Genomic DNA, 25,002 nt, shown 5'->3' on the forward strand with positions numbered 1-25,002 from the left:
CCTTTATTTAAATTATAATTTATTCAATATTATTAGTAAGCAATTTATTTATTAAAAAAGTAAGAAATATTTTATTCTTATTGAAAGTTACTAATTGAATGTATTGATTATATTGTGTAATTGTTATGAAAAATAAAATATTTATAACATTAAAACGAAGTATGATATTTTTCTTTAATCAACTCAATAATCTTTAACTCTGTTTCAATAATTGTAGTAAAAGGATATGTTTTTATTGTTTGATTAAATAGATTTAAATAATTCTGTGCTTCTTGATAATTTTTAACAGCTAAAAGCTGATAAGCATATAAAGTTCTTTGACAGCTTAGATTAGTTTTACAGCTTTGTTTTAAGAACTTTTCAATTTCATAATATAAATCATTTACTTTAGAACTATTTGCATTTTCCATCAATAAATAAAACAAGTATTCGCTATTAAGAGAATTCCGATAATAATCAGTTAATTTACATTCATTTAAAATCTTTTCAGTTAATATTTTAGCTTCATCAAATTTTAATTGCTCTTGCAAACGATCAATCTGGGCAACTAAAACAAATTGATTTAATGGATTATTTAAATTCGCATTGGCAGGCATTTCAAATAAGCTGTCGTCCATATCTTGAAAGCGAACATTATTTGTTTGTAGATAGCTAATCATTAATTGTGCATAAAAACAGTAACGGCTTTCCGTATCTTTAATGATTGATAAAATATTATAACCATCATTAGGAAGAGAAATTATCAAAGGAATTAAATTAATTAAACCTAAATATCCATTAACAATTCCAAGTGTTATTACAATTATTTTAATAACATAGTTTAAATCAAAGACATTGATTAAAACAACAACTAATATAGCAGTTAATAAATTAAATATTCCACCACCAGCATTATAAAAGAAAAATGGAAAATTAGAGCGGTATGATGGTGGGATTAATAAACACTGCCCACCAGTACCGCTTATTGAAAACTTTTTAATTTTTAAATGATTATTTTGTTTAAGAATTAATATTTTGCCAATACGAAAACTACTAAAACGATAACCAGTCAATAACCCCATAACTAAATGTCCACTTTCGTGGATAATAATTGCCAGGGGAAAGATAAAAAATAACGAAACAATAAAAATTAAAATTGACGCTAATAAATATTGTTTAGGAAAACTGGAAGCTAGGATAAATCCAATAACAAAACCAGCACTAGCAGCTAAAATTATTTGAATTACTGATTGCCAAATTTTTTTCATGCTTATAAGATATTACGTATTGTTTCAAAATATTCATCTACTAATGGTAGTTTACTAATCTTAAGTGCAATTTTGCATTGGATACATAACTCTGATAGCGCACACCAGACAATTGGATTTTTGAAATAAATAGTTCGTGGTCTACCGTATTGTAGAATATAACTAACTAAAAAATCTAATGCTAGTTGAATTTCATCATCGTCAGGTTTTAACATTTCTTGAAAAACTATCATTTCACTTTTTTTATCAAAAACAATAACAAGTAATGGATTAATCGGCTGTGAGTAGTCAGGATCAGTTACAAAGCCTGCTGCATAATTAATATCTATGATAAGTTCATTGTCATTGTAGCTAGTAGCTTTTAATTTGTTCATTAACTGTTCATTTTCAGGAATAACTGCCACAAATTTATCTATATCAGGGATACAGATAGCTTCATACTGCCATTGATTATTTTCAATATGGGCATAAATCATTTCATTTTCTTCAAACTCAACATCAATTTTGCCTTTTTGATAATATGGTACGATTTCTAGTAATTTTTCCATAACTTTTATTAGTAAAGCAGCTTGATTATCATCGATATCAAATGGCATAAATCCTTTTTTAAATGATAGAAAATATGGCCAATTACCATTACCACGATAACGTAAACCTAATTGTTTAATTATGTTTTTTTGATGTTTTGGAACTTCATCGCGATTTCCCATATAAAGAGTAATACAGTTTTGATCGAACATCATATATGTAGATAAATCAATATCATCATATTCTCTAGAAATTGAAATCAAATCAGCAAGACCAGCATCCCCTTGATAGATTGATAGACCGATACACTCCCCTAAGCTTCCCATAATAGTACAATAGATTGATTCCATATTATCAAATTCAATTTGAATCCAGTCATTGCTTTCAAGGGATAACCAAGGTTTTTTAGTTGACCAGATTTTAGTTGTTTCATATAGTTTTTTCCATGTTTCTAAATTGTTTTCCATAATCTTCTCCTTATTAAATATTTATAAAACCAATAATAAAGGCAATAACAATAGCACTTATTACATCACTGATATAATGAACGCCACAAAGTATCCGTGATAAACTGACAGTGATTGCTAGTAATAACATAACGATACCAAGTGGTAAAGAAACTTTTAAACAGGCAAAAGCAATAGCGAAAGCACTTACAGTATGGCGACTTGGAAAAGATTCTCCTTGCTTATGTTTAATAAGTGGTTCAATATCCATTGCTTCATATGGTCTTTTACGATTAATTATTTTTCTAAAGATAGTTACTACAGTAAAAGCAATACACGGGCGAATAATTGTTTCTAGTAATAATGGGTTATTAGTAAAAAATAAATAAATAATTACAACAGGATAAATAATAAATGTTATTACTGGAATATAGCGTGTAAAGTTAATAAAAGTATTTTTTAAAAATAGATGTTTTTTGATGTTAAATAACATTGATTGATAAAAATTTTCCATAAACTCTCCTATTTTAATAAAATTATTGTTTCACCAGCATTCATAGTTAAAATCTTACGTCTAGCGCGTTTATGATGATATTGTTTACGAACATATTGTTGTAATACTTTACTAGAATAACCATGGATTACCGTTATTTCACTAACTAATGGACTTAAATTGTCGATATAATTATCAAGCATTACTTTAGCTTCACTTGTTGTACAGTTATGAATATCAATTTTATTAAGCATTAAATCCCACCTTTATATTATTTAAAACTATTATACAAACATTTAAACCATCTTGCAATTTAGTTAGATATTAAGTAGAATATAGCATATGAATGGAGTGATATAAAATGGCACTTACAGCCGGAATTGTCGGTTTACCAAACGTCGGTAAATCAACCTTATTTAATGCAATTACAAATGCTCAGGTAGAAGCTGCAAACTATCCTTTTGCAACTATTGACCCTAATGTAGGGGTTGTTGAAGTACCTGATTATCGATTAGATAAATTAACAGAAATTTTTAAACCTAAAAAGACTATTCCTACAACATTTGGCTTTACTGATATTGCAGGACTAGTAAAAGGAGCTAGTCGAGGTGAAGGATTAGGAAATAAGTTTTTAGGAAATATTCGTGAAACTGATGCAATTTGTGAAGTTGTTCGTTGTTTTAGAGATAAAGATGTAACTCATGTTGATGGTGATGTTGATCCAATTAGAGATATTGAAACTATCAATCTTGAATTGATCTTTGCTGATTTAGAAACAGTTGAAAGAAGAATTGGAAGAATTGGTAAAAAAGCTCAATCTGGAGATAAAGGAGCTAAGGAAGAAATTGCAATCCTAGAAAAAATTAAAGGTGTTTTAGAAGCTAATAAGCCAGCTAGAACAATTGATTTTAGTAAAGAAGAAATGGCAATAGTAAAACAATACACATTACTTACAATGAAACCAATTATCTATGTTGCAAATATTGGTGAAGAAGATCTTGAAGATCCAAATAGCAATCCATACTACAATGAAGTAGTTAAATTTGCTAGTGAAGAAGGGGCAAATGTTGTACCTATCTGTGCCAAAATTGAAAGTGAATTAGTTGGTATGGAAAGAGAAGAAAAAGCAATCTTCTTAGAAGAATTAGGGATTGCAGAAAGTGGTTTGGATAAGTTAATTAAAGAAGCTTATCAATTATTAGGATTAAGAACATATTTTACTGCTGGAGTTCAAGAAGTTCGTGCTTGGACTTTTAAAGAAGGAATGACTGCACCAGAAATGGCGGGAATCATTCACAGTGATTTCCAAAGAGGATTTATTAAAGCTGAAACTTATAGCTTTGATGATTTAATGGAATATGGTAGTGAACATGCTTTAAAAGAAGCTGGCAAGATTCGTCAAGAAGGAAAACAATATGTTGGTCAAGATGGTGACATCATGTTGTTTAAATTTAATGTCTAATGGCTAGATCAAAAAAAGAAAAAAAGACTTTAATAGAAAGAATTAAACCTGCCGGTTTCAAAGATTTAATCAGAAAATTAATTTTATTAGTATGTGTTTGTGTATTTTGTTATAGTGCTTATAATCTAGCATCGATCTTATGGGAATATAAAGAGATGGATGATAGTAATGCTCAGATTGAAGAAACTTATGTAACAGAAAATACTGAGGATTCTAAAAGCTATAAAATTGTTGATTTTGATGCTTTATTAGCTCGTAATCCTGATGTTAAAGGATGGATCGATATACCTGATACAAATGTTAGCTATCCGATTTTACAAGGAGAAACTAACGATACCTATATTCATAGTGATATTGATAAAAAGGAATTTAGAGCTGGTTCAATTTTCATTGCTAGTGAAAATGCCAACCCATTTGTTGATTTAAATACTGTAATATATGGTCATAACATGAAAAATGGTTCTATGTTTAATAACATTAAATCATATACTGATCAATCTTTTGCTGATGAACATCCATATGTATATATTTATTTACCAGATGGAACTGTAAGTAGATATAAAGTAGTAGCTGCTCATATTATTCCGGAACAAAGCGTGTTATATAATACTGCGATTACAGATATTCAATCTTTTTATCAAGAGATGCTTCGTACAAGTGATATTAGTGTTGATTTTGATCAATCTGCTAATAGTCCAGTTATTACTCTTTCAACTTGTACTTCTGCAGGTAGTGAAAGTGGCAAACGAAATGTAGTCCATGCTGTATTAGATAAATCTGGAATTAATCCAGCTACTGAAAAAATGGAATAAAGGATATTGAACTGTTGATAATTTATCAACAGTTTTTTTAGTGAAAAATAGGTAATCAATGTTAAATATCGGTAAAAATAAAAGTAACTATTAGTTTATGATATTATTGTAAATGGGATTTTATTTAATAGGGGAGTGTTTTAATTTTTTTAATAAATGGTATAATAAAAGATAATGTATTGGAGAAATTGAAAATGGTTTTTAATCGAAAGTATTTTAAATTATGTTTTATAATTTATATGTTTATAAATACCCTTGCTCTTGGTTATCTAGGGATTGAAATAAATTATTTGTTTATACCGTTATTAATTTGGGCCGTTGTAATCATTATTCATGATATTTATAAAAAAGAATTTCGCTTGACGAAAAATTATAGTATTTTAATGATTATTCAAGGGCTTATTTTATTGTTGGCAACTATTGTTAATGAATATAGTGATTTAAACTCTTATGTAATTGCAATAATGCAGTTAGTGATATATCTTGTCATTTTTAACAACCCACTTTCAATGACCAAAGAACAAATTGGTCAAGAAGTCAAAGTGATTACTGTGTTAGTAAATATTCTTGTAGGCGTTGCTTCGACGATATCTATTGGTATGTATTTAGCACATTTTTCTAGTTTAGCTAATGGCTGGAAATTAGGCGTTAGTGCAGGACGATTATCAGGAATCTATTTTAATAGTAATCCGGCGGCATTTTTAGCTTGTATGACAATCGTATTAGCCCTTATTGCTATTAGGGAAAAGTTTAAAGGTCGTTTTTGGTATTTTTTGAATATCTTTATTCAATTTATTTATATTTTATTAACCAAATGTCGGATGGCATTGATTATTTTGATAGTTATTATTATTATGGTTGGTTACTATTTTTTTATTAGACGTCGACCATATAGTAATTTAAAACGAGTTTTAATGGTTAGTGGATTAGTGGTTGTTATTGCCGGAACAGGTTTAATTGGTCAACAATTAGTTGAAGTTATTCCTTCGGTCGGTAATATAACTCGTCATGAAACAAGTCGCTTTCAAATGGATCAGTTAATCGAAGCAGGGCAGTTAATTGTTTCTGGTGATAGTGAAAAATTTAATCAAGGCTTAGAAATCATTGATGAGGTTTCAAATGGACGAATTTCTTTAACTAAAACGGCATTAGAAATATGGCATAGTGAACCAGTTATTGGAATTGGAGCTAATAATTTTAAAAAGATAGGAAGTCAGGAAACTGATGTTTTAGACTATTGGGCAATCCAGGTTGTTCATAGTCACAATGTTTTTTTAGAAGCATTGGTAGCGACAGGAATTATTGGTTTTATTATTTTTGTCATTTTCTTTGTTAAAAGTGTTATGATGGTTTTTAATGTTTTAAAGAAAAGTCAGGGAACTAGTATGTATTTTATTGTTCAGATGTTTACAATGATTGTATTATGCGAGTTTATTGGTGGGCTAACTGATTATGGTGTTTTCTATATTTATTCTTTATCGGCAACATTAGCCTGGTGCTTTTTGGGATATTTATACACATATCAGCGAATTATAAAAAAGGAAGAAAATCAGTAAAACTGATTTTAGACTGTTGGCAAGTAAGTTTGTCAGCAGTTTTTTATCAAGGAATTGTTATAGGGATTATTGGTATAATTGGTATTTCTCTGGCTTTACCGTTGTACGATTGAAATTTAAAAAGGGAACGCCATAAAATTGCTGATAAAATCATTCATTAATAATATGGTTTTTAATAATTTTAGATTATGTTAAAAGATCACTAAATATGATAGTGGTCTTTTTTTATCTAGATAATAAAAAAATGGCGATTATTTGATGCATATCCGTTGACATATATCGACATTAGTATATAATGTTAGCGTCCTAACAAAATGGAGTGATGGTATGGAAGAGAAAATAATCGGGATAGAAATAAGAGTTTTAGCTAATTTAATAGGTCGTCATTTAAATGATATTAGCAGTCATAAATTTGATTGTAATTTAACAGGACCGCAAGGATTATTTTTATGTTATTTATATGATCATCAAGATGAAGAAATTTTTCAAAAAGATTTAGAGGTTAATTTTAATGTACGTCGTTCAACTGTTACGGGATTATTACACTGTTTAGAAAGCAACGGCTTTATTAAGCGGGTTGGAGTTGATTATGATGCTCGTTTAAAAAAAATTATTTTAACTCCTAAGGCATTAGAATTTAAAGATACTTTAGAAAAATATATTCAGGAGATGGAACATACTTTAACAAAAAACCTAGAGCCTGAAGAAATTAATGAATTTATAAGAATTATTGGTAAGATGAAAAGGAATTTAGAGTAGGAGGACAAAATGGATAAGAAGTATTACATGGGAATTGACGTTGGGTCAACTACGATAAAAATTTATATTACTGATCAAAATGATGAATGTATTTTTTCAAAATATGAACGTCACTATTCAGATATTCAAGCTACTATTAAAAGCTTGATTAAAGAAGTAGAAGAAAAATTTGGTAATCTAAAAATAACAGCGGTAATGACTGGTTCAGGAGGACTAGCATTATCAGAATGTTTAGGCATAAAGTTTGTTCAAGAAGTAATTGCCTGTACAAAAACAGTAGAAACATATATTCCTGAATGTGATGTGGCGATTGAATTAGGTGGAGAAGATGCTAAAATCACATATTTCCAGGGCTCTTTAGAACAAAGAATGAACGGAACATGTGCCGGTGGAACTGGAGCTTTTATTGATCAAATGGCATCATTATTACAAACTGATGCTCAAGGATTAAATGAATTAGCTAAAAATTATCAAACTATTTATCCGATTGCATCTCGTTGTGGAGTTTTTGCAAAAACTGATATTCAACCACTTATTAATGATGGGGCTAATAAAGAAGATTTAGCAATTTCAATTTTCCAAGCTGTTGTTAATCAAACAATTAGTGGTTTAGCTTGTGGTAAACCAATTAGAGGGAAAGTTGCCTTTTTAGGAGGACCGTTATATTTCCTTGATCAATTAAGACAACGTTTTATTGAAACATTGAACTTAAAAGATGATGAAATTATTTTCCCTGAAAACTCACAATTATTTGTGGCTATGGGAGCTACTTTATTAGCTAAAGATGAAAATAATGAAACTGATGTAGAAACATTATTAAATAGATTAGAAAATCTTGATGAAAGTAAGTTATCAAATGGCAATACTTTAGAGCCGTTATTTAAAAATGATGAAGAAAGAAATGAATTTAGACATCGTCATTACATCGATAAAGTAAGAAAAAATGATATCCGTAGTTATATCGGTAATGCTTATTTAGGATTAGATGTTGGTTCAACTACAACTAAGGCGGTTTTAATCGATGATAATGATTCAATTCTATATTCATTTTATGATTCAAATGAAGGTAACCCACTAGGGGTAGTCCAAAAAATAATTAGAGAAATCTATGACATTTTACCTGAAAATGTTAAATTGGCTTATAGTGGGGTTACTGGTTATGGTGAAGCTTTAGTTAAAGCGGCTATGAAAGTTGATATGAGTGAAGTTGAAACGATGGCTCATTATAAAGCAGCAACTTATTTTAAAGAAGATGTTAGCTTTATTTTAGACATTGGTGGTCAAGATATGAAAGCTATCAAAATCAAAGATGGCATTATTCAAGACATTTTATTAAATGAAGCTTGCTCTAGTGGTTGTGGTTCTTTTATTGAAACATTTGCAAAATCATTAGGTTATGAAGTTAGTGAGTTTGCTGAATTAGCACTAAAATCAAAAGCACCAATTGACTTAGGTAGTCGTTGTACTGTCTTTATGAACTCTAAAGTAAAACAAGCTCAAAAAGAAGGGGCTAAAGTTGAAGATATTAGTGCCGGATTATCATATTCAGTAATTAAAAATGCTTTATACAAAGTTATTAAACTTCGTAGTAAAGAAGAATTAGGTAATAGTATCTTAGTTCAAGGTGGAACTTTCTATAACGAAGCAGTATTACGAGCATTTGAAAAAGAAGCTGGTGTTAATGCTATTCGTCCAGATATTGCAGGATTGATGGGAGCATTTGGTATTGCTCGTTTAGCTCATGAACAATATAATGGACAACCATCAACTTTATTAACACGTCAGCAATTAGATGAATTTACATGTGAAAGTGAAATTCGTTACTGTCAAAAATGTACTAACCATTGTATGTTAACAGTATCGACATTCAATGATAATAGTGAATATATTAGTGGTAACCGTTGTGAACGTGGGGCTAATTTACCATTAAAATCTAAAAAATTACCAAATTTATTTGACTATAAATATCGTCGTGTCTTTAATTACCGTTCTTTAACTGAAGAACAAGCTAAACGAGGTACTGTCGGGATACCACGTGTTTTAAATATGTATGAAAACTATCCATTTTGGCATACATTTTTTACAAAATTAGGATTTAGAGTTGTCTTATCACCTCGTTCTACAAAAGCTATTTATGAAAAAGGAATTGAATCTATTCCATCTGAGAGTGTTTGTTATCCAGCAAAAATCTCACATGGTCATATTGAAGCCTTAATTGAAAAAGGAATCAGATATATTTTCTATCCTAGTTTAGCTTATGAACGTAAAGAATTTGACACTGCTAATAATCATTACAATTGTCCGGTTGTAACTTCTTACCCTGAAGTTATTAGAAATAATGTTGATAATTTAGAAGGTAATCATATTATTTATCGTAATCCATTTATGGATTTAAGTAATCCTAAAACTTTATTTAGTACTTTAAAAGAAGAATTAAGTGCTTTTAAAGTAAGTGATAAAGAATTAAAAGAAGCCATTGATGCTGGATTTGATGAACTGGCAAAATGTCGTAAAGATATCCAGGAACAAGGTGAAATGGTTCTTAATTATTTAAAAGAAAATAATATGACTGGTATTGTTTTAGCAGGGCGTCCTTATCATGTTGACCCTGAAATCAATCATGGTTTAGCTGATTTGATTACTGCTGAAGGAATGGCGGTTCTTACTGAAGATAGTATTTGTCATTTAGATAAAGAAATTGATAATTTAAGGGTTGTTGATCAATGGACATATCATTCAAGATTGTATCGAGCTGCTTCATTTGTTTCAACACAACCAAATCTTGAATTAATTCAGTTAACATCATTTGGATGTGGACTTGATGCCGTTACAAGTGATCAGGTTGCAGAAATTTTAAAAGCCCGCCATAAAATTTATACTTTAATTAAAATTGACGAAGGAAGCAACTTAGGAGCAATTAGAATTAGAATTCGTTCTTTAAAAGCAACAATTTTAAAACAAGAAAAAGTAAATCGAATGATTTATCCAAAATTCCAACCATTGAAGGTACCATTTACTAAAGAAATGAAAGAAGCCGGATATACAATTTTATGTCCACAGATGTCACCTATTCACTTCCAGTTTGTTGAAACAGCAATGCAGGAGTCAGGTTATAATCTAGTTGTCTTACCATCTGTCGATAAAGGGGCTATTGAAGCTGGTTTAAAATATGTAAATAACGATGCTTGTTATCCAAGTATTTTAGTAACTGGACAAATCATGGAAGCTTTATTAAGTGGTAAATATGATTTAGATAAAACTGCAGTCATTATTTCGCAAACAGGTGGTGGTTGTCGTGCAACTAACTATATTGCTTTTATTCGTAAAGCTCTTCAAGATGCTGGAATGCCACAAGTGCCAGTAATTTCTGCCAATTTACAAGGGTTAGAAAATAATCCGGGATTTAAAATTACATTGCCATTAGCTAAAAAAGTAATTATTGGAGCAATGTATGGTGACTTATTTATGAGAGTGTTATATCGTGTTCGTCCATATGAAGCAAAACCAGGAAGCGCCAATGCTTTATATGAATCATGGGTAGAACGCTGTCAAGAAAATGTTAGAGATGGAAGTATTACTAAGTTTAGAAAAAATGTTTATCAAATCGTTAAAGAATTTGATAAATTACCAATTTTAGATATCAAAAAACCACGTGTTGGTTTAGTAGGTGAAATTTTAGTTAAATTCCATCCAACTGCAAATAACGAAATTGTTGATATTGTTGAAAGAGAAGGTGGCGAAGCGGTAATGCCAGACTTAATCGATTTCTTCCAATATTGTTTCTATAGCACTGATTTTGAAAATAAGCATTTCCATGCTTCTAAAAATAGTGTCCGTCTTTGCAACTTAGCAATTAAATTTGTTGATTTATTACGTCATGATATGATCAAGGCATTGAAAAAATCAAAACGATTTGATCCACCAACACCAATTGATCACTTAGCTAAAAAAGCAAGCCAGATTGTATCAATTGGAAATCAAACTGGTGAAGGATGGTTTTTAACAGGTGAAATGATTGAGCTAATTGAATCAGGAGCACCAAACATTGTTTGTATGCAGCCATTTGCCTGCTTACCAAACCATGTTACTGGAAAAGGAGCTATTAAAGCATTACGTAAGGCTTATCCACAAAGTAACATTGTTGCTATTGATTACGATCCTGGAGCTAGTGAAGTTAACCAGTTGAATCGTATCAAATTAATGCTATCAACAGCCTTTAAAAACTTAAAAGCTCAACAAGAAAATGCAAATTAATAAATAAAAAATAGAGAAGATGAATTGTAAGTTGTATTCATCTTCTCATTTTTTTGATTAAATTAAAATTCTTTTTTTAATACAATTCGTTTACTGATTTTCATTGAAACAAATAAAATAGCTAAACAGATTGCAAAGATTATTAATAATATTATTAGTGGATCAACATTATTAATAAATGAAATTAATGAGTTGAAATTTATTTGGCTTTGAGCAAGTAAATTAGCTAATAAATAACAAACTACAAACCCGCCACCTAAGAAAATAATAATTGCAATTCTACCATTTTCACTACCGTACTTTAATTGAAAAGGAATTAAGATTGCTAACATAACAAACATTATTGGAAGCATCACTAATGTTGATAACATCCAGTCACTAAAAATAAAATTATTAAAATTTATCATTTGAATAATTGTTGTTATAACAAAACTTAAAAACCAGCTGCAAGTTCCAGCTAAAATACCAAAACAGTATTTTTCCTCAACATAACGACTACGACTAAAAGGTAAGGTGAATAAAAAAGCATTGCCATTATCAAATTCATCATAACTAATAGTACTAATAGTAAATAAAGAACAAATAAACATAAAATAGCCAATTAAAAAATAATAATCAAAATCTAAAAAACAAGCTGTTGCTCCTAATATTAAAACAATTAAGATAAAAAAGTTTTTTTGATTAAGCATTAATTTAAAATCTTTAATTAATAAGCCTTTCATAAATCTTCACCTCTAATCATCATCAAAATCAAATCATCGATATTACCATTTTCAATAACGATCCCTGGATAATTATCCAAATAAAACTGTTTTTGATTCGTCAAACATTGATAACCATAATTTTCTGACTTGTATTTTAAAATATACTTAGAATCTAAAGATTTAAACTGGGCTTCGTTAATTTTTAATATTGCATAATCACTTAAAAGAAGATCAGTTTGTTCATGCATGATAATTTTACCATCATCAATCATGTATAAATCATCACATAAACTTTCTAAATCTTTAGAAATATGCGAACTAATCAAAATAGAACGGGTTTCATCTTCACTGATGTAATCTCTAAGTAAATCAAGAATATCATCACGGGCAAGAACATCTAAACCAGAAGTTGGTTCGTCTAAAATTAATAATTTAGCTTGATGGCTACATGCTACAATTACTTTTAATTTTGCTTTCATCCCAGTTGAAAACTCTTTGATCTTCTTATTTAGTGGCAGATTTAATTTTTGACATTGCCGTAAAAATTTTTGTTTATCAAACTTATCATATAAATTACTTAAAACTGGAATAATATCTTTAATACTTAAATAACCACTAAAACCAGAATCAGCTAAGACTACACCAATATTTTGCTTATCATGAGCAGTGAGTTCACTAATATTTTTATCAAAGATCGTAATTGAACCACTATCAATTGTTATTAAACCTAAAACAGCTTTAAATGTCGTACTTTTACCGGAACCATTTTGTCCAATTAAACCAGTTATAAAACCAGGCTTAATTTCCATAGAACAGTCTAAGGTAAAATGATCATAATGTTTCTTTATATTTTTGATTTCTAACATGATTAACCCTCCAAAATGATAATAAATAAGTTTTTTAATTCTTCATCGGTTAAACCGTATCTTCTACCTTTTTGAATGGCCATTTCCAAATCGGTTTCGATTTCTTTTTTTCTTTCTTCAACTAATAACTCTTTATTTGAAGCTAAAACATAAGTTCCTTTACCATGAATGGTACTGGTAAAGCCTTCTTGTTCTAAGTTATCATATGCTTTTTTTACAGTAAGAGCACTTATTTTTAAATCTTTAGATAAAGAGCGGACAGATGGTAAGATATCATTTTCTTTTAATTCACCATTAATTATTAAAGCTTTAATTTGTTCTACTATTTGTTCATAAATAGGAATCATCGATGTATTATTAATTATTATCTTCATTGCTACCCTCCGTTCATTAACAGTATATAACAGTATATAACTGTTGTCAACTGTTATATACTGTTATATAAAAAAGACAAGGCGCTTTGCCTTGCCTTTTATTGATATATTATAAATTACGAGCAATTTCATAACTATCCCAAATAGCACTACGAATATTACGAACATCACGGCTATCTCCAACGTTGAAGACTTCAGGATAATCATATTTAATTTGATCAAATAAACTATGTTTGCTACGATAACCAATAGCTAAAACAACTTGATTGCAAGCAATAGTTTCATCATTTAAAACAACGCTATCAGCTTTGATTTCAGTAACTTGTTCATTAGCTTTGATTTTAACATCATTGAATGCTAATAAATCACGTAACATAAATTCATTCATTGGAGGTAATGGAGCACCTGATTTTAAGATATCTGGTAAAGCTTCAACAATAGTTACATGTTTACCATGTTTAGCTAAATGAAGTGATAATTCACAACCAACTAAACCACCACCGATAACAACGATATTATCTTTAGCTGGAACTTCTTCCAACATAACTTCTTGAGCTAAAACAGCATTTTCTACACCAGGAATTTTAGGGATTGCAGGGGTAGAACCTTCACCAACAAATACTGCATCTGGATGTAATTCATCAATAATTTCTTTAGTAGCAGTAGTATTTAAACGAACATCAACATTTAAATCTTCTAGCTGTTTAGTATACCAGGCAACCAAAGCTCGGTCATCTTCTTTAAAGTCAGGAACACCAGCAATATTTAAAGCACCACCTAAGAGATCTTTAGCTTCAAATAAAGTTACTTTGTGACCACGCATTGCACTAACTCTTGCAGCTTCCATTCCACCTGGACCACCACCAATAACAACTACGTTCTTTTTAGTTTCGGCTTTTTTAATACCTACTAAGAATTCACGTCCACATTCTGGGTTAACAGCACAGCTTCCTAAACCATGTTGTAATAAACGTCCAAAGCAGCCATCATGACAACCAAGGCAAGGACGAATATCTTGTTCATGACCAGTTTTAAGTTTATTAACGTAATCAGGATCAGTAAGTAAAGGTCGACCTAAGCCAACAGCATCAATAATACCTTCGTTTAATGCATTAACAGCCATTTGAGGGTCATCCATTCTTCCAGCTACCATAACAGGAACTTTAGAAACCCCTTGAATTTGTCTAGCTAATGGTAAATACATACCTTTTTCAAAATACATAGGTGGATGAGCCCAATACCATGAATCATATGTTCCAGCATCAGCATCAAATGCATCATATCCAGCATCTTGAAGAATTTTAATAGCTTCGATAGCTTCGTCAACATCACGTCCTAATTCTTCAAATTTTTCACCAGGTAAGCCACCTTGACGTAAAGCTTTGATATAACTTTTAATTGAAAAACGTAATACAACTGGGAAATCTTGTCCACATTTGTTTTTGATTTCTTGAACAATTTCAGTTGCGAAAGTTAAACGACCTTTCAAATCACCACCATACTTGTCAGTACGTTGATTAAATAGACTCATAGTAAAGCAATCTAATAAATAACCCTCATGAACAGCATGAATTTCAACACCATCGAAACCAGCTTCTTTAGCAATTAAAGCAGCACTACCGAAATCTTTAACGATCTTTTCGATTTCTTCAGTTTTTAACTCACGACATTCAACATTAGGTAACCAGCGGTTTGTAGTTTTACTTGGAGCAACGAAATTTTGAGGTGCTACAAAGTTAGGTAAAGCACTTCTTCCAAGTCCAGCAGTTAATTGCAAAAAGATTTTTGTATCATAAGCATGAACACGATCAGTCATTTCTCTTGCCATTTTAGTATAAAGATTAGGCATTTTATTTGGACAAGGGAATGAAGAAGGGGCATGAGGTTCAACATCATTATCCACCCAGTTAGCACCAGTAATGATTAAACCAACACCACCTTTAGCTCTTTCAACGTAGTATTCAACACTTTGTGGTGTATAACATTGATTTTCATCAGACATAACAGTTGTTGCCATTGGAGCCATAAAAAATTTGTTTTTAATTTCCACATTTCCAATTTTCATTGACTCAAATAAAGGCTTAAAAGCATTTTCCATAATAATTATCCTCCTACCATAATAAATATGAACTTGTTCATATTTATTATGGTAGAACTTACAACTTGTCTTTTCAACCTTATCAATGTAAAATGAAAATAATTTAAAACGGTGGGTTAAATGAGAGGGTTAAATGAAAGATACAGGAAAACAAACAAGAGCTAAGATTATTCAAGTAATTGAAGATTTAGTCAATGAAAAATCATTAGATAAGATTTCAGTTCGTGAAATTTGTCAAAAAGCAAATATTGCAGTTGGAACTTTTTATATTTACTTTTCAAGTAAAGAAGAAGCACTTTTGTATGTTTATCACCAATTAGATGAACAGTTTAAAAACTTAAAATTAGATCAAACACCACTAGAAAATATAAAGTTGATTCTTACTACTTATTATAATATGGTAGATATTGAACCATTGCGTGTTTATCGTACTTTATATAGTTGTCATTTAAATCATTATGATAATTATTATTTTGATGAAAAGCGTGATGTTTTCATTGTGTTATTTAATGAAATAGAAAAAATGGTTCAAGATAAGATGCAGGCAAAAAAAATTACCTGGCTAATATTAGATTTTTGTCGCGGACGAATTTTTAATTTTTTAATTAAATATGAAGAAGATATTGTTGAATGGATCGATGAACAAATTATTTTAACGATAGAATACTTGCATTTTTTAATTGAACACAGGCTAAAATAAATATAGCATACGGTAAGGAGGTAAATATGTATCGATATTTAGGGTTGATTGCAATCATACCAGGGATAATTTATTTTACATTTTTTATTAGACGTTTTTTAAGAACAATATTAAATATTCATACTACTCCCTTGATAGTTTTTACAATTGCTTTAATTTTTACTTTGCTTTCTTTTCCAGCAATTAATATTTTAAATTTATATGGAACTATCTATTATCATTTTTTAGTTATCATGATTATTTTAGAGTTATTAAATCTTGTTTTAAAAAGATTTAGTATTTATCAGTTTACTTTTACAAGTGGAATTTTAGGTGTGTTAGTTACGGGGATCGTGCTAGGTTATGGCTATTATAATATTAAACATGTGGTAGCTACTAATTATCAATTATCAAGTTCTAAAATAGATGATTTAAAGATTATTGAAATAGCTGATTTGCATATGTCAACTTCAATGAGTGTTAGTGAATTGGACAGTTATTGTAAAGAAATGAGTGAAGAGAATGCTGATATTGTTGTTTTGACAGGAGATATTTTTGATGAAAATACTCCCTATCAAGATATGATAGATGCAAGTAAGATACTAGGAAGTATTAAAAATAATCAAGGAATTTATTTTGTTTATGGAAATCATGAACGAGCAAATTATCAGGGGATTGAATTTACACCAGAACAGATTGCTGCTAATCTTGAAGCTAATGGAATCCAGGTTTTAAATGATGAGGTAGTCTGTTTAGATAATATAAATATTATTGGGCGTAGTGATGCTAGTTTTTGGCAAACTAATAATCGCGCTTCGATGGCTGATTTGACTGCATTAATTCCAAAAGATAAAAAAGACAATTATACAATTGTTTTAGATCACCAGCCTTTAGATTTAGAAACAAACGCTACATTAAAAATTGATTTACAATTATCAGGGCATACTCATGGTGGACAGCTTTTTCCAATGCGCTTTTTTCAGACTTTAACATCAGATACTCTTGTCTATGGGCAAAGAAATATTGGTGATTTTACAGCGATTACTACTAGTGGAATTGCTGGATGGCGCTATCCAATTAAAACCGGGGCTCCAAGTGAATATGTAGTAATCAATGTTGATTAAAATAAAAAGATGATTTTATTACTTTCAATAAAATCATCTTTATTATTTATTATTTAGAAATAATTTCAACACCATCTTCAGTAACTAATAATGTATGTTCCCATTGAGCTGAAAGCGATCCATCTTCAGTGTAAACTGTCCATTCATCATCAGCATCAACAAAAACATCACGTTTACCAAGATTCAACATTGGTTCAATCGTAAAAACCATTCCTGGAACTAAAGTCACTGTTCTTTCATTTGGTTCAAAATGGAAGACATAAGGATCTTCATGAATCGCTAAACCAACACCGTGACCACAGAATTCACGAACAACACTATAATTATTAGCTTTAGCAAAAGTTTCAATAGCTTTACCAATATCACCAACACAGCTTTGATAAGGAACAATTGAAGCAATTCCGATTTCTAATGCTTTTTTAGTATCTTCAACTAGTTTTTTTGCTTCAGGACTAACATTTCCAATCATGAACATTCTTGAAGCATCAGCATAGTAACCATCTAACATAGTTGTTGCATCGACGTTGACAATATCACCTTCTTGTAAAATGATATCTTTGCTAGGAATACCATGACAAACAACATCGTTAATAGAAACACAGATGTGTTTAGGGAAACCCATGTATTGATAGTCAGCACAAGTTGCATGATATTTTTCAGTATATTCTTTAGCCATAATATCAATTTCTTCAGTTGCCATTCCAGCGTGAATATGTTCTTCGATATAGTCAAGTAAACCTGAGTTAATTGCAGCTGCTTTACGAATACCTTCGATTTGAGCTTCGTTTTTGATCATTTTTCTAGTTGGTATCTTTTTACCAGCTAATTTTAATTCTTTTAGTTTTTCATCAAATTGTAAGTGACATTTTTTATATTTTTTTTCACTCCCACACCAGCAGGGATCGTTTCTATTTATTTTCATATCTTGCCTTCTTTCTTTTAATTTAGTATAACACGTTGTTATAGACTTGCCAATTAGTCAAGACTAACATTTTTATTAATCAATGCTTCTTTTTGTTTATGGGATAATTGTTTTATAAAATATTCTCTTTTCAAAGCACTGCTTTTATCAATGAATTCTTCAAAGTAAACTAATTTTACTGGTCGTCTAGCACGGGTGTATTTAGCACCATGACCATTATTATGAGTGGCAATTCGCTTTTTTAAATCAGTGGTCCAGCCAGTATAATAGCTATGATCATTACATTCGACAATATAAACATAATTTTTTTTCATCATCTCACCTGATAGTTATTATAACAGTAATTGCATATTTTTGATGACTAAATTATTTTTTTACGGTAAGATACAAACAATGGGGTGATATTATGGTTGATTTTAATAACTTAATAGATTTACAAATTGAAATATTTATTTTCATTATTATTGGTTATATTTTAAGAAAGTTAAACATCATTTCAAAAGAAAATCGTAAAAGTTTAACGGATTTAGTCATTAATATAATTTTACCAGCGAATATTATTTATTCTTTTATGATTGAAATGAATAGTGAAATTATTATTAGTGGTTTAGAAATACTAATTGTATCGATAGTTATTCAATTAGCTTGTCAGATTTTTGGTAAATACTTTTTTTATAAAGCTTCGTCAAGACAACAAAGTGTTTTACAGTATGGAACGATTTGTTCTAATGCGGGATTTATGGGTTCACCTTTAATCCAAGGATTATATGGCTTAGATGGCTTACTGTTTGCTTCAATATATCTAATTCCACAGCGAATTGTCATGTGGTCGGGGGGCGTGGCTTGTTTTACTAACGCTAAAGGAAAAGATGTAGTTAAAAAAGTTATTACTCATCCTTGTATTATTGCCGTAGTTATTGGGATGATTATTATGATTAGTCAAGTTCAATTACCTAATTTTCTTACTGTTTCTATTCAGTCGTTAAGTAATTGTACAATGGTTTTATCGATGCTTGTAATTGGAGGAATTTTAGCGGAAATTCGTTTTCGTGATGTAATTAGTTATTTAACTATTTATTATAGTTTTATCAGATTAATAATAATTCCACTAGTAGTTTTAACTGGATGTACTTTGGCTTCATTACCACCATTAGTAACTTCAGTAGCTACGGTATTAGCCGGGATGCCAGCTGGTAGTACAACAGCCATCTTAGCAGAAAAATATAATGGGGATTCTAAACTGGCAGTAGAAATTGTCTTTTTATCAACCGCATTATCATTGTTTACGATTCCTTTACTATGTGTAATCATTAATATGGTTATTTAGTTAGAAGATAGCAGGATATTTTTATTTGTGATAAAATAAAACAAAGGGTATATTTTGTCGATAATAAAATTTCGTTAAAATCATATAATGTGGGGGGAGAGTGATATAATGATATGCAATAATTGTGGTTATCATTTTAAAAACAGTTTGACTTGTCCGTTATGTGGACAATCGTATAAGAAAAAGAAAGTTTGTCCAGTATGTCAAAAACGGATTCATTACAATCAGATTCGTTGTAACAATTGTGGTAACCCATTGATTAAACAAAGTACAACAGATGTTTCTAAATATTATGTTAATAATCATAATTTTCCTAAAAATAATAAAACAACAGTTAGTTATAATAATCAAAAAACAATAAATAATTCCAATCAAAAAATTAGAAATGTACATACTAATAGCAAAAGTAAAACTAAAATTCCTTCTTTCCAGCCATTGGAAATGTATGATTATAAAATAGGCAATGAAGAGATAAAAAGAAGGTTTGAAGAAGCACGTAATGCCTTAAATTTTAGAAGAGATCGTCGTAAGAAAAAAACTAATAAATCAAGAATTCCTAATATTATTGCTGGACTTACTTTGTTGATTACAGTTGGTAGTTTTTTATTTGAAATACTTATTAACTTTATTGATAATGATTTTAGTTTTGAAGAAACAACAACTGAAAGAGCTGTTTTATCAGATGACTTCACTACAGCTAATATTACTGAAACAAATACACCATTAGAAAATGCTGGTAATTATAATCAAGACAATCATGTGTATTTTAATAATGACCAAATTTATTTTGGCTATGAGGATAATGTTTATGTTACAGATAATGAATTAGCAACAATTAATACATTAACAGTACCTGGTAGTACATCTTTGTATGTAGAAGGGGATAATTTATATTGTGGTTATTATGATGAATATTATTGTTATAATTTAACTAATCAAGAGGAAGTATTCTTGTTTAATAAAAATACAGTGCTGCCAATAGGTCAGGGACGATTTATCTATACTACTAATAGCAATAATGAGCTATATTTGTATAGCAATAATACCTCTACTTGTTTGTATGATGATTATACTTATGGTTTTTTCTTTGATGTAAATAGTGAGCTTGTTTATTTAGCTGATGGTGAAAAGATTCAAACAATGGATTTAAATGGTAACGTTGTTGGTGAATATTATATTAGTTGTTATTCAAACTTTTATGTTGATGGATCATTGTTGTATTATCAAAGTATTTATGGAGTTAACGTTTATAATTTAAGTGATGACAGTGAGAGTATACAAATTGAAGATTCGTTATATGAATTTACGGTTGTTGATGATGGAATTGTGTATTTAGATGATAATGAGAATTTAATGTATTATAACTTTGAAGATGAAAGTTATACTGAAATTGTTGATGGTGTTGATAGTTTTAATATCTTAGGAGAATATGTTTTATTTAACCGTTATGATAGTGGTTATAGCTGGTATATTGCTACAACTGATGGTCAAATTTGTTCGTTAGATACGTTAATGAATTAATGATATGGATTATAAAAGGCTTAGCCCATTTAGAGTTAAGTCTTTTTTTCATAAATGCAATATGGTAAAATGAAATCATTAAAAAAGTAGGTGATTTGATGATAAAATGCAAAAAATGCGGTACGGTTTTAAATGATGAAGATTTATTTTGCCCTGAATGTGGTACACCAGTAGAAAAGAGTGAGGCTGATACGAAAAACTATTGGTTAGATAAAAAAATCTGGGCTATTTTTATTGTTTTAGCTTTAATTACAGTGCCAATGCACATGTATCTTGATGATATGGAAGTTAAAAGTTCTAATGAAACTACTACTAGTGATTCTGGTAATGGCTCTGGTATTTCAGCTGAAGCAAAAGATGGTCTTTATAGTCAAGCGACAAATATCAATTATTTAGGGATTAGTTCTATCCAGAATGAAAATATTTATATTACGATCAATCAACAGTTAGTAAAATTTAATAGTGATTATTCTAGTCAGGAAGTTGTTTTAGATGGTTATTATACGGCATTTAGTGAAGATGAAAATAATTATTATTACTTAGATGCTGATAATAATTATATTAAAATGGATAAGGTTTCACGACAAGAAGATGTATTATTGATGAATGTTTATTATGTTCATAAAATTGATAATTTAGTTTATTATCAAAATGATGAAGATAATGAATCGATTCATTGTTTAGACTTAAGTAGTAATCAGGATACTAAAATTAATGATGAAGTTTCTTATTGTTTAATGGTTGATCAAAAAGAAAAACGGATTTTTTATACTAATCTAGATAATGAATTGATTTCGATATCTTTAGAAGGTAAGGATAAACAAGTGTTAGGTGAAAATACTTCTTTATATACTTATGATGGAGTGTATTTGTATTATTTAACTGATCAAGGAGTAATGCGTTGTAATCTAGATGGTGACGAGAAGCTGATTTATGAAAGTGCTAATTTGGAACTTATCAATATGATTGGTGATAAATTGATCGTTCAAGAAGATAATACACTATATCAAATGGATCGTGATGGTAAAAATGTTGAAGAAATATATACAAGTATCACTGATATGACATTTGAAGTTATCGGTGAACAATTATTAGTATTATCAACTGAAGACTATAATCAATTTTCATATCAAATTGTTAATCTTGATGGAACTAGTAAATCATTAACTGAAAATCAATCAGGATTAATAGGAAATGAGGTTTAAGTAGAAGATGAAAGTAAAAGAAATACTAGCAGCTACTGATGGTAAATTACTTAGTGGAGATAGCGAATTAGAAATTACAGGGTTTAGTCAAGATAGTCGAAAAGTAAGTAATGGCATGATGTATATTCCAATTATTGGTGAACGTTTTGATGGTCACGATTTTATACAAAGTGCTTTTGATAATGGTGCTAGTGCTATTATTACAGATCGAGTAATTGATGATAATAAACATATTGTTATCTTAGTAAAAGATACTTTAAAAGCCTTACAGGATATGGCACATTATTTAAGAAATCATCGTGATGTTATTGTCGTAGGGATTACAGGTAGTGTTGGTAAAACTAGTACCCGGGATATGGTATATAGTGTTATTAAACAACAATATCGAACATTAAAAACAGAAGGAAATTATAATAATAATATTGGTTTGCCGTTAACGATTTTAAGATTGCAAGATGAACAAGTAATGGTATTAGAAATGGGAATGAATCATCTTAAAGAGATGGAAGAATTATCATTGATAGCCAATCCTGATATAAGTGCAATTACTAATGTTGGAACGGCACATATTGGTGAGTTAGGTAGTCGTGAAAATATTTTAAAGGCTAAATTAGAGATCATTGCTGGTATGAAAGATGGCAGCACCCTTGTTATTAATAATGATAATGATATGTTATCTAAAGTACAAATTGATCGTTTGCAACTGTTAACAGTAGCAGTTGATAATGGTGGTGATTTTAAAGCTGATAATGTTATTTTAAAGGACGATCATAGTGAATTTGAAATAGAATATGAAAATAAAAAATATTCTGTTTATGTACCGGTACCAGGAAAACATTTTATTTTAAATGCTTTGATTGCTATTGCGATTGGTCATAAATTAAATATAAGTATTGATAAATGTATCCAAGGGATTAAAGAATTTGAATTAACTAAAAAGAGAATGGATGTTATTGAGTTAAAAAATAAAATAACTTTAATCGATGGAACATATAATGCTAGTGAAGATTCAATGAAATCGAGCTTAGATGTACTAGCAACATATAATCGAAGAAAGGTTGCGGTTCTTGCAGATATGCTTGAATTAGGTGATTTTAGCCAAGAAATTCACCAAAGAGTAGGTGAATATGTTGCTAAAAAGAATATTGATGTTTTAGTTGCTGTCGGTAAAGAAGCTAAATATATTGTTGATGGTGCTAAAGAGATGAAAATGGATGCTATTTTCTATTGTCAAGATAATCAAGAAGTGATAAATTATTTACAGAATAATTTACAAAGTAACGATGTTGTTTTATTGAAGGGGTCTAATGGGATGAAACTCAAAGATGTCGTTACTAAAATAGAGGAGAAATTTTCATGAAACAAAAATTATTAGTTTTATGTGGCGGACAATCTAGTGAACATATTGTATCAAGAATGTCTTGTACTTCAGTTTTAAATAACTTAAATAAGGATAAATATGAATTAACATTAGTAGGAATAACTACTGATGGTAAATGGTATTATTTAGATCAAAAACAAACAGATTTAGCGAAAGATAGCTGGCTTGATAATAGCAGACCGGTTGAAGATGTTTATGGATTGCTTAAAAGTCAAGATGTGGCTTTACCAGTATTACATGGTTTATATGGTGAAGATGGAACAATTCAAGGTTTATTTGAACTTACTCAATTACCATATGTTGGTTGTAGAGTTTTAGGCTCTAGTGTGGCAATGGATAAAATCTATACTAAAAAGATTTTAGATACAGTAGGAATTCCTCAAGTAAAATCAGTGTATGTAAAAAAACGCTATGATGATAAATTAGTTGTAGTAGATCAAAATTTTGATGAAATCAGTAATGTTGAAGAATATATTGGTGAACAAATTGGGTTCCCTTGTTTTATTAAAGCTAGTCGCTCTGGTAGTAGTGTAGGGTGCTATCGCTGTGATAAACAATCAGATTTAATGGCTAAATTAATGGAAGCTGGTAAATATGATCGTCATATCGTAGTAGAAGAATGTATCGATTGTATTGAATTAGAAACAGCAGTTTTAGGTAATGATGATGTTATTGTCTCTAGAGTAGGGCAAATTATGCCACATGGTGAGTTTTATACATTTGAATCTAAATACGAAGATGAAGAAAGTAAAACTTGTATTCCAGCATTAGTTGATGAAAAGATTCAAGAACAGATTCGTCAATATGCTATTAAGGTATTTAAAGCAGTTGATGGACATGGTTTAAGTCGAGTAGACTTTTTCTTGGATAAAAAGACTAATAAAGTTTATTTAAATGAAATTAACACAATGCCTGGCTTTACAAAGATTTCAATGTATCCTCAGTTAATGGAGGATTTTGGAATAAGTTATTCTGAATTGCTTGATCGTTTAATCGTTTTAGCAATGCAAAGATAAGAACCTGCGGGTTCTTTTTTTTTTTGTATATCTATTGCTTATAAAAATGAGATAAATTTGAGATAATATATAGTATTTTATATGTTATAATATAACTGTCTTTAAAATGACTTTGGCATATTAAACAATAAAAATTATTTAAATATTATAGTAATGGAGTGTTAATATGAAATATGCCAATAAGATGTTTTTTTATAATCAAACTTATTTATCTTTAGTAACTGGTGG

General features: G+C 29.6%; 22 protein-coding genes. 12 read left to right on the forward strand and 10 right to left on the reverse strand.

All coding sequences use genetic code 11. The annotated features are described in order from the left end of the window. Positions 1-149: 149 nt before the first annotated feature. The 4 genes from B5E92_RS09315 to B5E92_RS09330 are packed head-to-tail and all read right to left on the reverse strand — an operon-like array spanning position 150 to position 2,968. Positions 150-1,247: a M50 family metallopeptidase gene (locus B5E92_RS09315; RefSeq protein ID WP_087301565.1), complete on the reverse strand. Its 1,098-nt coding sequence runs from the start codon at positions 1,245-1,247 to the stop codon at positions 150-152. Between the two features lie 2 nt (positions 1,248-1,249). Further along, positions 1,250-2,242: a DUF6930 domain-containing protein gene (locus B5E92_RS09320; RefSeq protein ID WP_087301566.1), complete on the reverse strand. Its 993-nt coding sequence runs from the start codon at positions 2,240-2,242 to the stop codon at positions 1,250-1,252. A 13-nt stretch (positions 2,243-2,255) separates the two neighbouring features. Continuing rightward, positions 2,256-2,735, reverse strand: a complete 480-nt coding sequence (locus B5E92_RS09325) for a phosphatase PAP2 family protein (RefSeq protein WP_087301568.1) — start codon at positions 2,733-2,735, stop codon at positions 2,256-2,258. Positions 2,736-2,743: 8 nt separating this feature from the next. Then, the gene (locus tag B5E92_RS09330) at positions 2,744-2,968 is read right to left on the reverse strand and encodes a Smr/MutS family protein (protein ID WP_087301570.1); all 225 of its coding nucleotides are present in this window, start codon (positions 2,966-2,968) and stop codon (positions 2,744-2,746) included. Positions 2,969-3,075: 107 nt separating this feature from the next. On the opposite strand from B5E92_RS09330, the gene ychF reads away from it, so the two are divergent. From ychF to B5E92_RS09355, 5 genes are all read left to right on the forward strand, one after another. Further along, a complete protein-coding gene (ychF, locus tag B5E92_RS09335; protein WP_087301573.1) occupies positions 3,076-4,176 on the forward strand; it encodes a redox-regulated ATPase YchF in 1,101 nt (366 codons plus the stop codon). Next, a complete protein-coding gene (srtB, locus tag B5E92_RS09340; RefSeq protein WP_087301575.1) occupies positions 4,176-4,988 on the forward strand; it encodes a class B sortase in 813 nt (270 codons plus the stop codon). The genes ychF and srtB overlap by 1 nt, the downstream gene beginning before the upstream one ends. 194 nt (positions 4,989-5,182) lie before the next feature. Continuing rightward, complete coding sequence (locus tag B5E92_RS09345) at positions 5,183-6,544, forward strand: O-antigen ligase (RefSeq protein WP_087301577.1); 1,362 nt, start codon at positions 5,183-5,185, stop codon at positions 6,542-6,544. 327 nt (positions 6,545-6,871) lie between these two features. Beyond that, positions 6,872-7,303, forward strand: coding sequence for a MarR family winged helix-turn-helix transcriptional regulator (locus B5E92_RS09350; RefSeq protein WP_087301579.1), 432 nt, complete (start codon positions 6,872-6,874; stop codon positions 7,301-7,303). Positions 7,304-7,312: 9 nt separating this feature from the next. Beyond that, positions 7,313-11,557, forward strand: a complete 4,245-nt coding sequence (locus B5E92_RS09355) for a 2-hydroxyacyl-CoA dehydratase (RefSeq protein ID WP_087301581.1) — start codon at positions 7,313-7,315, stop codon at positions 11,555-11,557. Positions 11,558-11,619: 62 nt separating this feature from the next. Here the strand turns inward: B5E92_RS09355 and B5E92_RS09360 are convergent, their stop codons facing one another. The 4 genes from B5E92_RS09360 to B5E92_RS09375 form a co-directional block, all read right to left on the reverse strand. Then, the gene (locus tag B5E92_RS09360; protein ID WP_087301583.1) at positions 11,620-12,279 is read right to left on the reverse strand and encodes an ABC-2 transporter permease; all 660 of its coding nucleotides are present in this window, start codon (positions 12,277-12,279) and stop codon (positions 11,620-11,622) included. Then, complete coding sequence (locus B5E92_RS09365) at positions 12,276-13,127, reverse strand: ABC transporter ATP-binding protein (RefSeq protein ID WP_087301585.1); 852 nt, start codon at positions 13,125-13,127, stop codon at positions 12,276-12,278. The genes B5E92_RS09360 and B5E92_RS09365 overlap by 4 nt, the downstream gene beginning before the upstream one ends. 2 nt (positions 13,128-13,129) lie before the next feature. Next, positions 13,130-13,501 (reverse strand): GntR family transcriptional regulator, encoded by a 372-nt coding sequence (locus B5E92_RS09370; RefSeq protein WP_087301587.1) that lies wholly within the window; start codon positions 13,499-13,501, stop codon positions 13,130-13,132. 109 nt (positions 13,502-13,610) lie between these two features. Further along, the gene (locus B5E92_RS09375; RefSeq protein WP_087301589.1) at positions 13,611-15,599 is read right to left on the reverse strand and encodes an FAD-dependent oxidoreductase; all 1,989 of its coding nucleotides are present in this window, start codon (positions 15,597-15,599) and stop codon (positions 13,611-13,613) included. Between the two features lie 133 nt (positions 15,600-15,732). Between B5E92_RS09375 and B5E92_RS09380 the strand changes: the two genes are divergently transcribed. Both B5E92_RS09380 and B5E92_RS09385 read left to right on the forward strand, forming a co-directional pair. Then, the gene (locus B5E92_RS09380) at positions 15,733-16,299 is read left to right on the forward strand and encodes a TetR/AcrR family transcriptional regulator (protein ID WP_087301591.1); all 567 of its coding nucleotides are present in this window, start codon (positions 15,733-15,735) and stop codon (positions 16,297-16,299) included. A gap of 26 nt (positions 16,300-16,325) precedes the next feature. Further along, on the forward strand, positions 16,326-17,402 hold the full coding sequence (locus tag B5E92_RS09385; RefSeq protein ID WP_087301593.1) for a metallophosphoesterase: 1,077 nt from the start codon (positions 16,326-16,328) through the stop codon (positions 17,400-17,402). A 49-nt stretch (positions 17,403-17,451) separates the two neighbouring features. Here the strand turns inward: B5E92_RS09385 and B5E92_RS09390 are convergent, their stop codons facing one another. Both B5E92_RS09390 and B5E92_RS09395 read right to left on the reverse strand, forming a co-directional pair. After that, positions 17,452-18,324 (reverse strand): methionyl aminopeptidase, encoded by an 873-nt coding sequence (locus tag B5E92_RS09390; protein ID WP_087301595.1) that lies wholly within the window; start codon positions 18,322-18,324, stop codon positions 17,452-17,454. Positions 18,325-18,377: 53 nt separating this feature from the next. Continuing rightward, complete coding sequence (locus tag B5E92_RS09395) at positions 18,378-18,638, reverse strand: GIY-YIG nuclease family protein (protein ID WP_087301597.1); 261 nt, start codon at positions 18,636-18,638, stop codon at positions 18,378-18,380. Positions 18,639-18,730: 92 nt separating this feature from the next. On the opposite strand from B5E92_RS09395, the gene B5E92_RS09400 reads away from it, so the two are divergent. From B5E92_RS09400 to B5E92_RS09420, 5 genes are all read left to right on the forward strand, one after another. Beyond that, on the forward strand, positions 18,731-19,651 hold the full coding sequence (locus tag B5E92_RS09400; RefSeq protein WP_087301599.1) for an AEC family transporter: 921 nt from the start codon (positions 18,731-18,733) through the stop codon (positions 19,649-19,651). Positions 19,652-19,759: 108 nt separating this feature from the next. Beyond that, a complete protein-coding gene (locus B5E92_RS09405; protein WP_087301601.1) occupies positions 19,760-21,172 on the forward strand; it encodes a zinc ribbon domain-containing protein in 1,413 nt (470 codons plus the stop codon). A 98-nt stretch (positions 21,173-21,270) separates the two neighbouring features. Next, the gene (locus B5E92_RS15670; protein WP_087301609.1) at positions 21,271-22,377 is read left to right on the forward strand and encodes a zinc ribbon domain-containing protein; all 1,107 of its coding nucleotides are present in this window, start codon (positions 21,271-21,273) and stop codon (positions 22,375-22,377) included. A 7-nt stretch (positions 22,378-22,384) separates the two neighbouring features. Beyond that, complete coding sequence (murF, locus tag B5E92_RS09415) at positions 22,385-23,737, forward strand: UDP-N-acetylmuramoyl-tripeptide--D-alanyl-D-alanine ligase (RefSeq protein WP_087301603.1); 1,353 nt, start codon at positions 22,385-22,387, stop codon at positions 23,735-23,737. Then, positions 23,734-24,774: a D-alanine--D-alanine ligase family protein gene (locus B5E92_RS09420; RefSeq protein ID WP_087301605.1), complete on the forward strand. Its 1,041-nt coding sequence runs from the start codon at positions 23,734-23,736 to the stop codon at positions 24,772-24,774. Before murF ends, B5E92_RS09420 begins: the two co-directional genes overlap by 4 nt. Positions 24,775-25,002: the final 228 nt, after the last annotated feature.

The organism is Erysipelatoclostridium sp. An15 (assembly GCF_002160675.1).
GTDB classification, from domain to species: Bacteria; Bacillota_I; Bacilli_A; order Erysipelotrichales; family Coprobacillaceae; genus Thomasclavelia; species Thomasclavelia merdavium.

Excerpts from the sequence above, each read along its gene's own strand:
- B5E92_RS09315 (WP_087301565.1), bottom strand. The coding sequence starts at position 1,247 with ATGAAAAAAATTTGGCAATCAGTAATTCAAATAATTTTAGCTGCTAGT.
- B5E92_RS09320 (WP_087301566.1), bottom strand. The coding sequence starts at position 2,242 with ATGGAAAACAATTTAGAAACATGGAAAAAACTATATGAAACAACTAAA.
- B5E92_RS09325 (WP_087301568.1), bottom strand. The coding sequence starts at position 2,735 with ATGGAAAATTTTTATCAATCAATGTTATTTAACATCAAAAAACATCTA.
- B5E92_RS09330 (WP_087301570.1), bottom strand. The coding sequence starts at position 2,968 with ATGCTTAATAAAATTGATATTCATAACTGTACAACAAGTGAAGCTAAA.
- ychF (WP_087301573.1), top strand. The coding sequence starts at position 3,076 with ATGGCACTTACAGCCGGAATTGTCGGTTTACCAAACGTCGGTAAATCA.
- srtB (WP_087301575.1), top strand. The coding sequence starts at position 4,176 with ATGGCTAGATCAAAAAAAGAAAAAAAGACTTTAATAGAAAGAATTAAA.
- B5E92_RS09345 (WP_087301577.1), top strand. The coding sequence starts at position 5,183 with ATGGTTTTTAATCGAAAGTATTTTAAATTATGTTTTATAATTTATATG.
- B5E92_RS09350 (WP_087301579.1), top strand. The coding sequence starts at position 6,872 with ATGGAAGAGAAAATAATCGGGATAGAAATAAGAGTTTTAGCTAATTTA.
- B5E92_RS09355 (WP_087301581.1), top strand. The coding sequence starts at position 7,313 with ATGGATAAGAAGTATTACATGGGAATTGACGTTGGGTCAACTACGATA.
- B5E92_RS09360 (WP_087301583.1), bottom strand. The coding sequence starts at position 12,279 with ATGAAAGGCTTATTAATTAAAGATTTTAAATTAATGCTTAATCAAAAA.
- B5E92_RS09365 (WP_087301585.1), bottom strand. The coding sequence starts at position 13,127 with ATGTTAGAAATCAAAAATATAAAGAAACATTATGATCATTTTACCTTA.
- B5E92_RS09370 (WP_087301587.1), bottom strand. The coding sequence starts at position 13,501 with ATGAAGATAATAATTAATAATACATCGATGATTCCTATTTATGAACAA.
- B5E92_RS09375 (WP_087301589.1), bottom strand. The coding sequence starts at position 15,599 with ATGGAAAATGCTTTTAAGCCTTTATTTGAGTCAATGAAAATTGGAAAT.
- B5E92_RS09380 (WP_087301591.1), top strand. The coding sequence starts at position 15,733 with ATGAAAGATACAGGAAAACAAACAAGAGCTAAGATTATTCAAGTAATT.
- B5E92_RS09385 (WP_087301593.1), top strand. The coding sequence starts at position 16,326 with ATGTATCGATATTTAGGGTTGATTGCAATCATACCAGGGATAATTTAT.
- B5E92_RS09390 (WP_087301595.1), bottom strand. The coding sequence starts at position 18,324 with ATGAAAATAAATAGAAACGATCCCTGCTGGTGTGGGAGTGAAAAAAAA.
- B5E92_RS09395 (WP_087301597.1), bottom strand. The coding sequence starts at position 18,638 with ATGAAAAAAAATTATGTTTATATTGTCGAATGTAATGATCATAGCTAT.
- B5E92_RS09400 (WP_087301599.1), top strand. The coding sequence starts at position 18,731 with ATGGTTGATTTTAATAACTTAATAGATTTACAAATTGAAATATTTATT.
- B5E92_RS09405 (WP_087301601.1), top strand. The coding sequence starts at position 19,760 with ATGATATGCAATAATTGTGGTTATCATTTTAAAAACAGTTTGACTTGT.
- B5E92_RS15670 (WP_087301609.1), top strand. The coding sequence starts at position 21,271 with ATGATAAAATGCAAAAAATGCGGTACGGTTTTAAATGATGAAGATTTA.
- murF (WP_087301603.1), top strand. The coding sequence starts at position 22,385 with ATGAAAGTAAAAGAAATACTAGCAGCTACTGATGGTAAATTACTTAGT.
- B5E92_RS09420 (WP_087301605.1), top strand. The coding sequence starts at position 23,734 with ATGAAACAAAAATTATTAGTTTTATGTGGCGGACAATCTAGTGAACAT.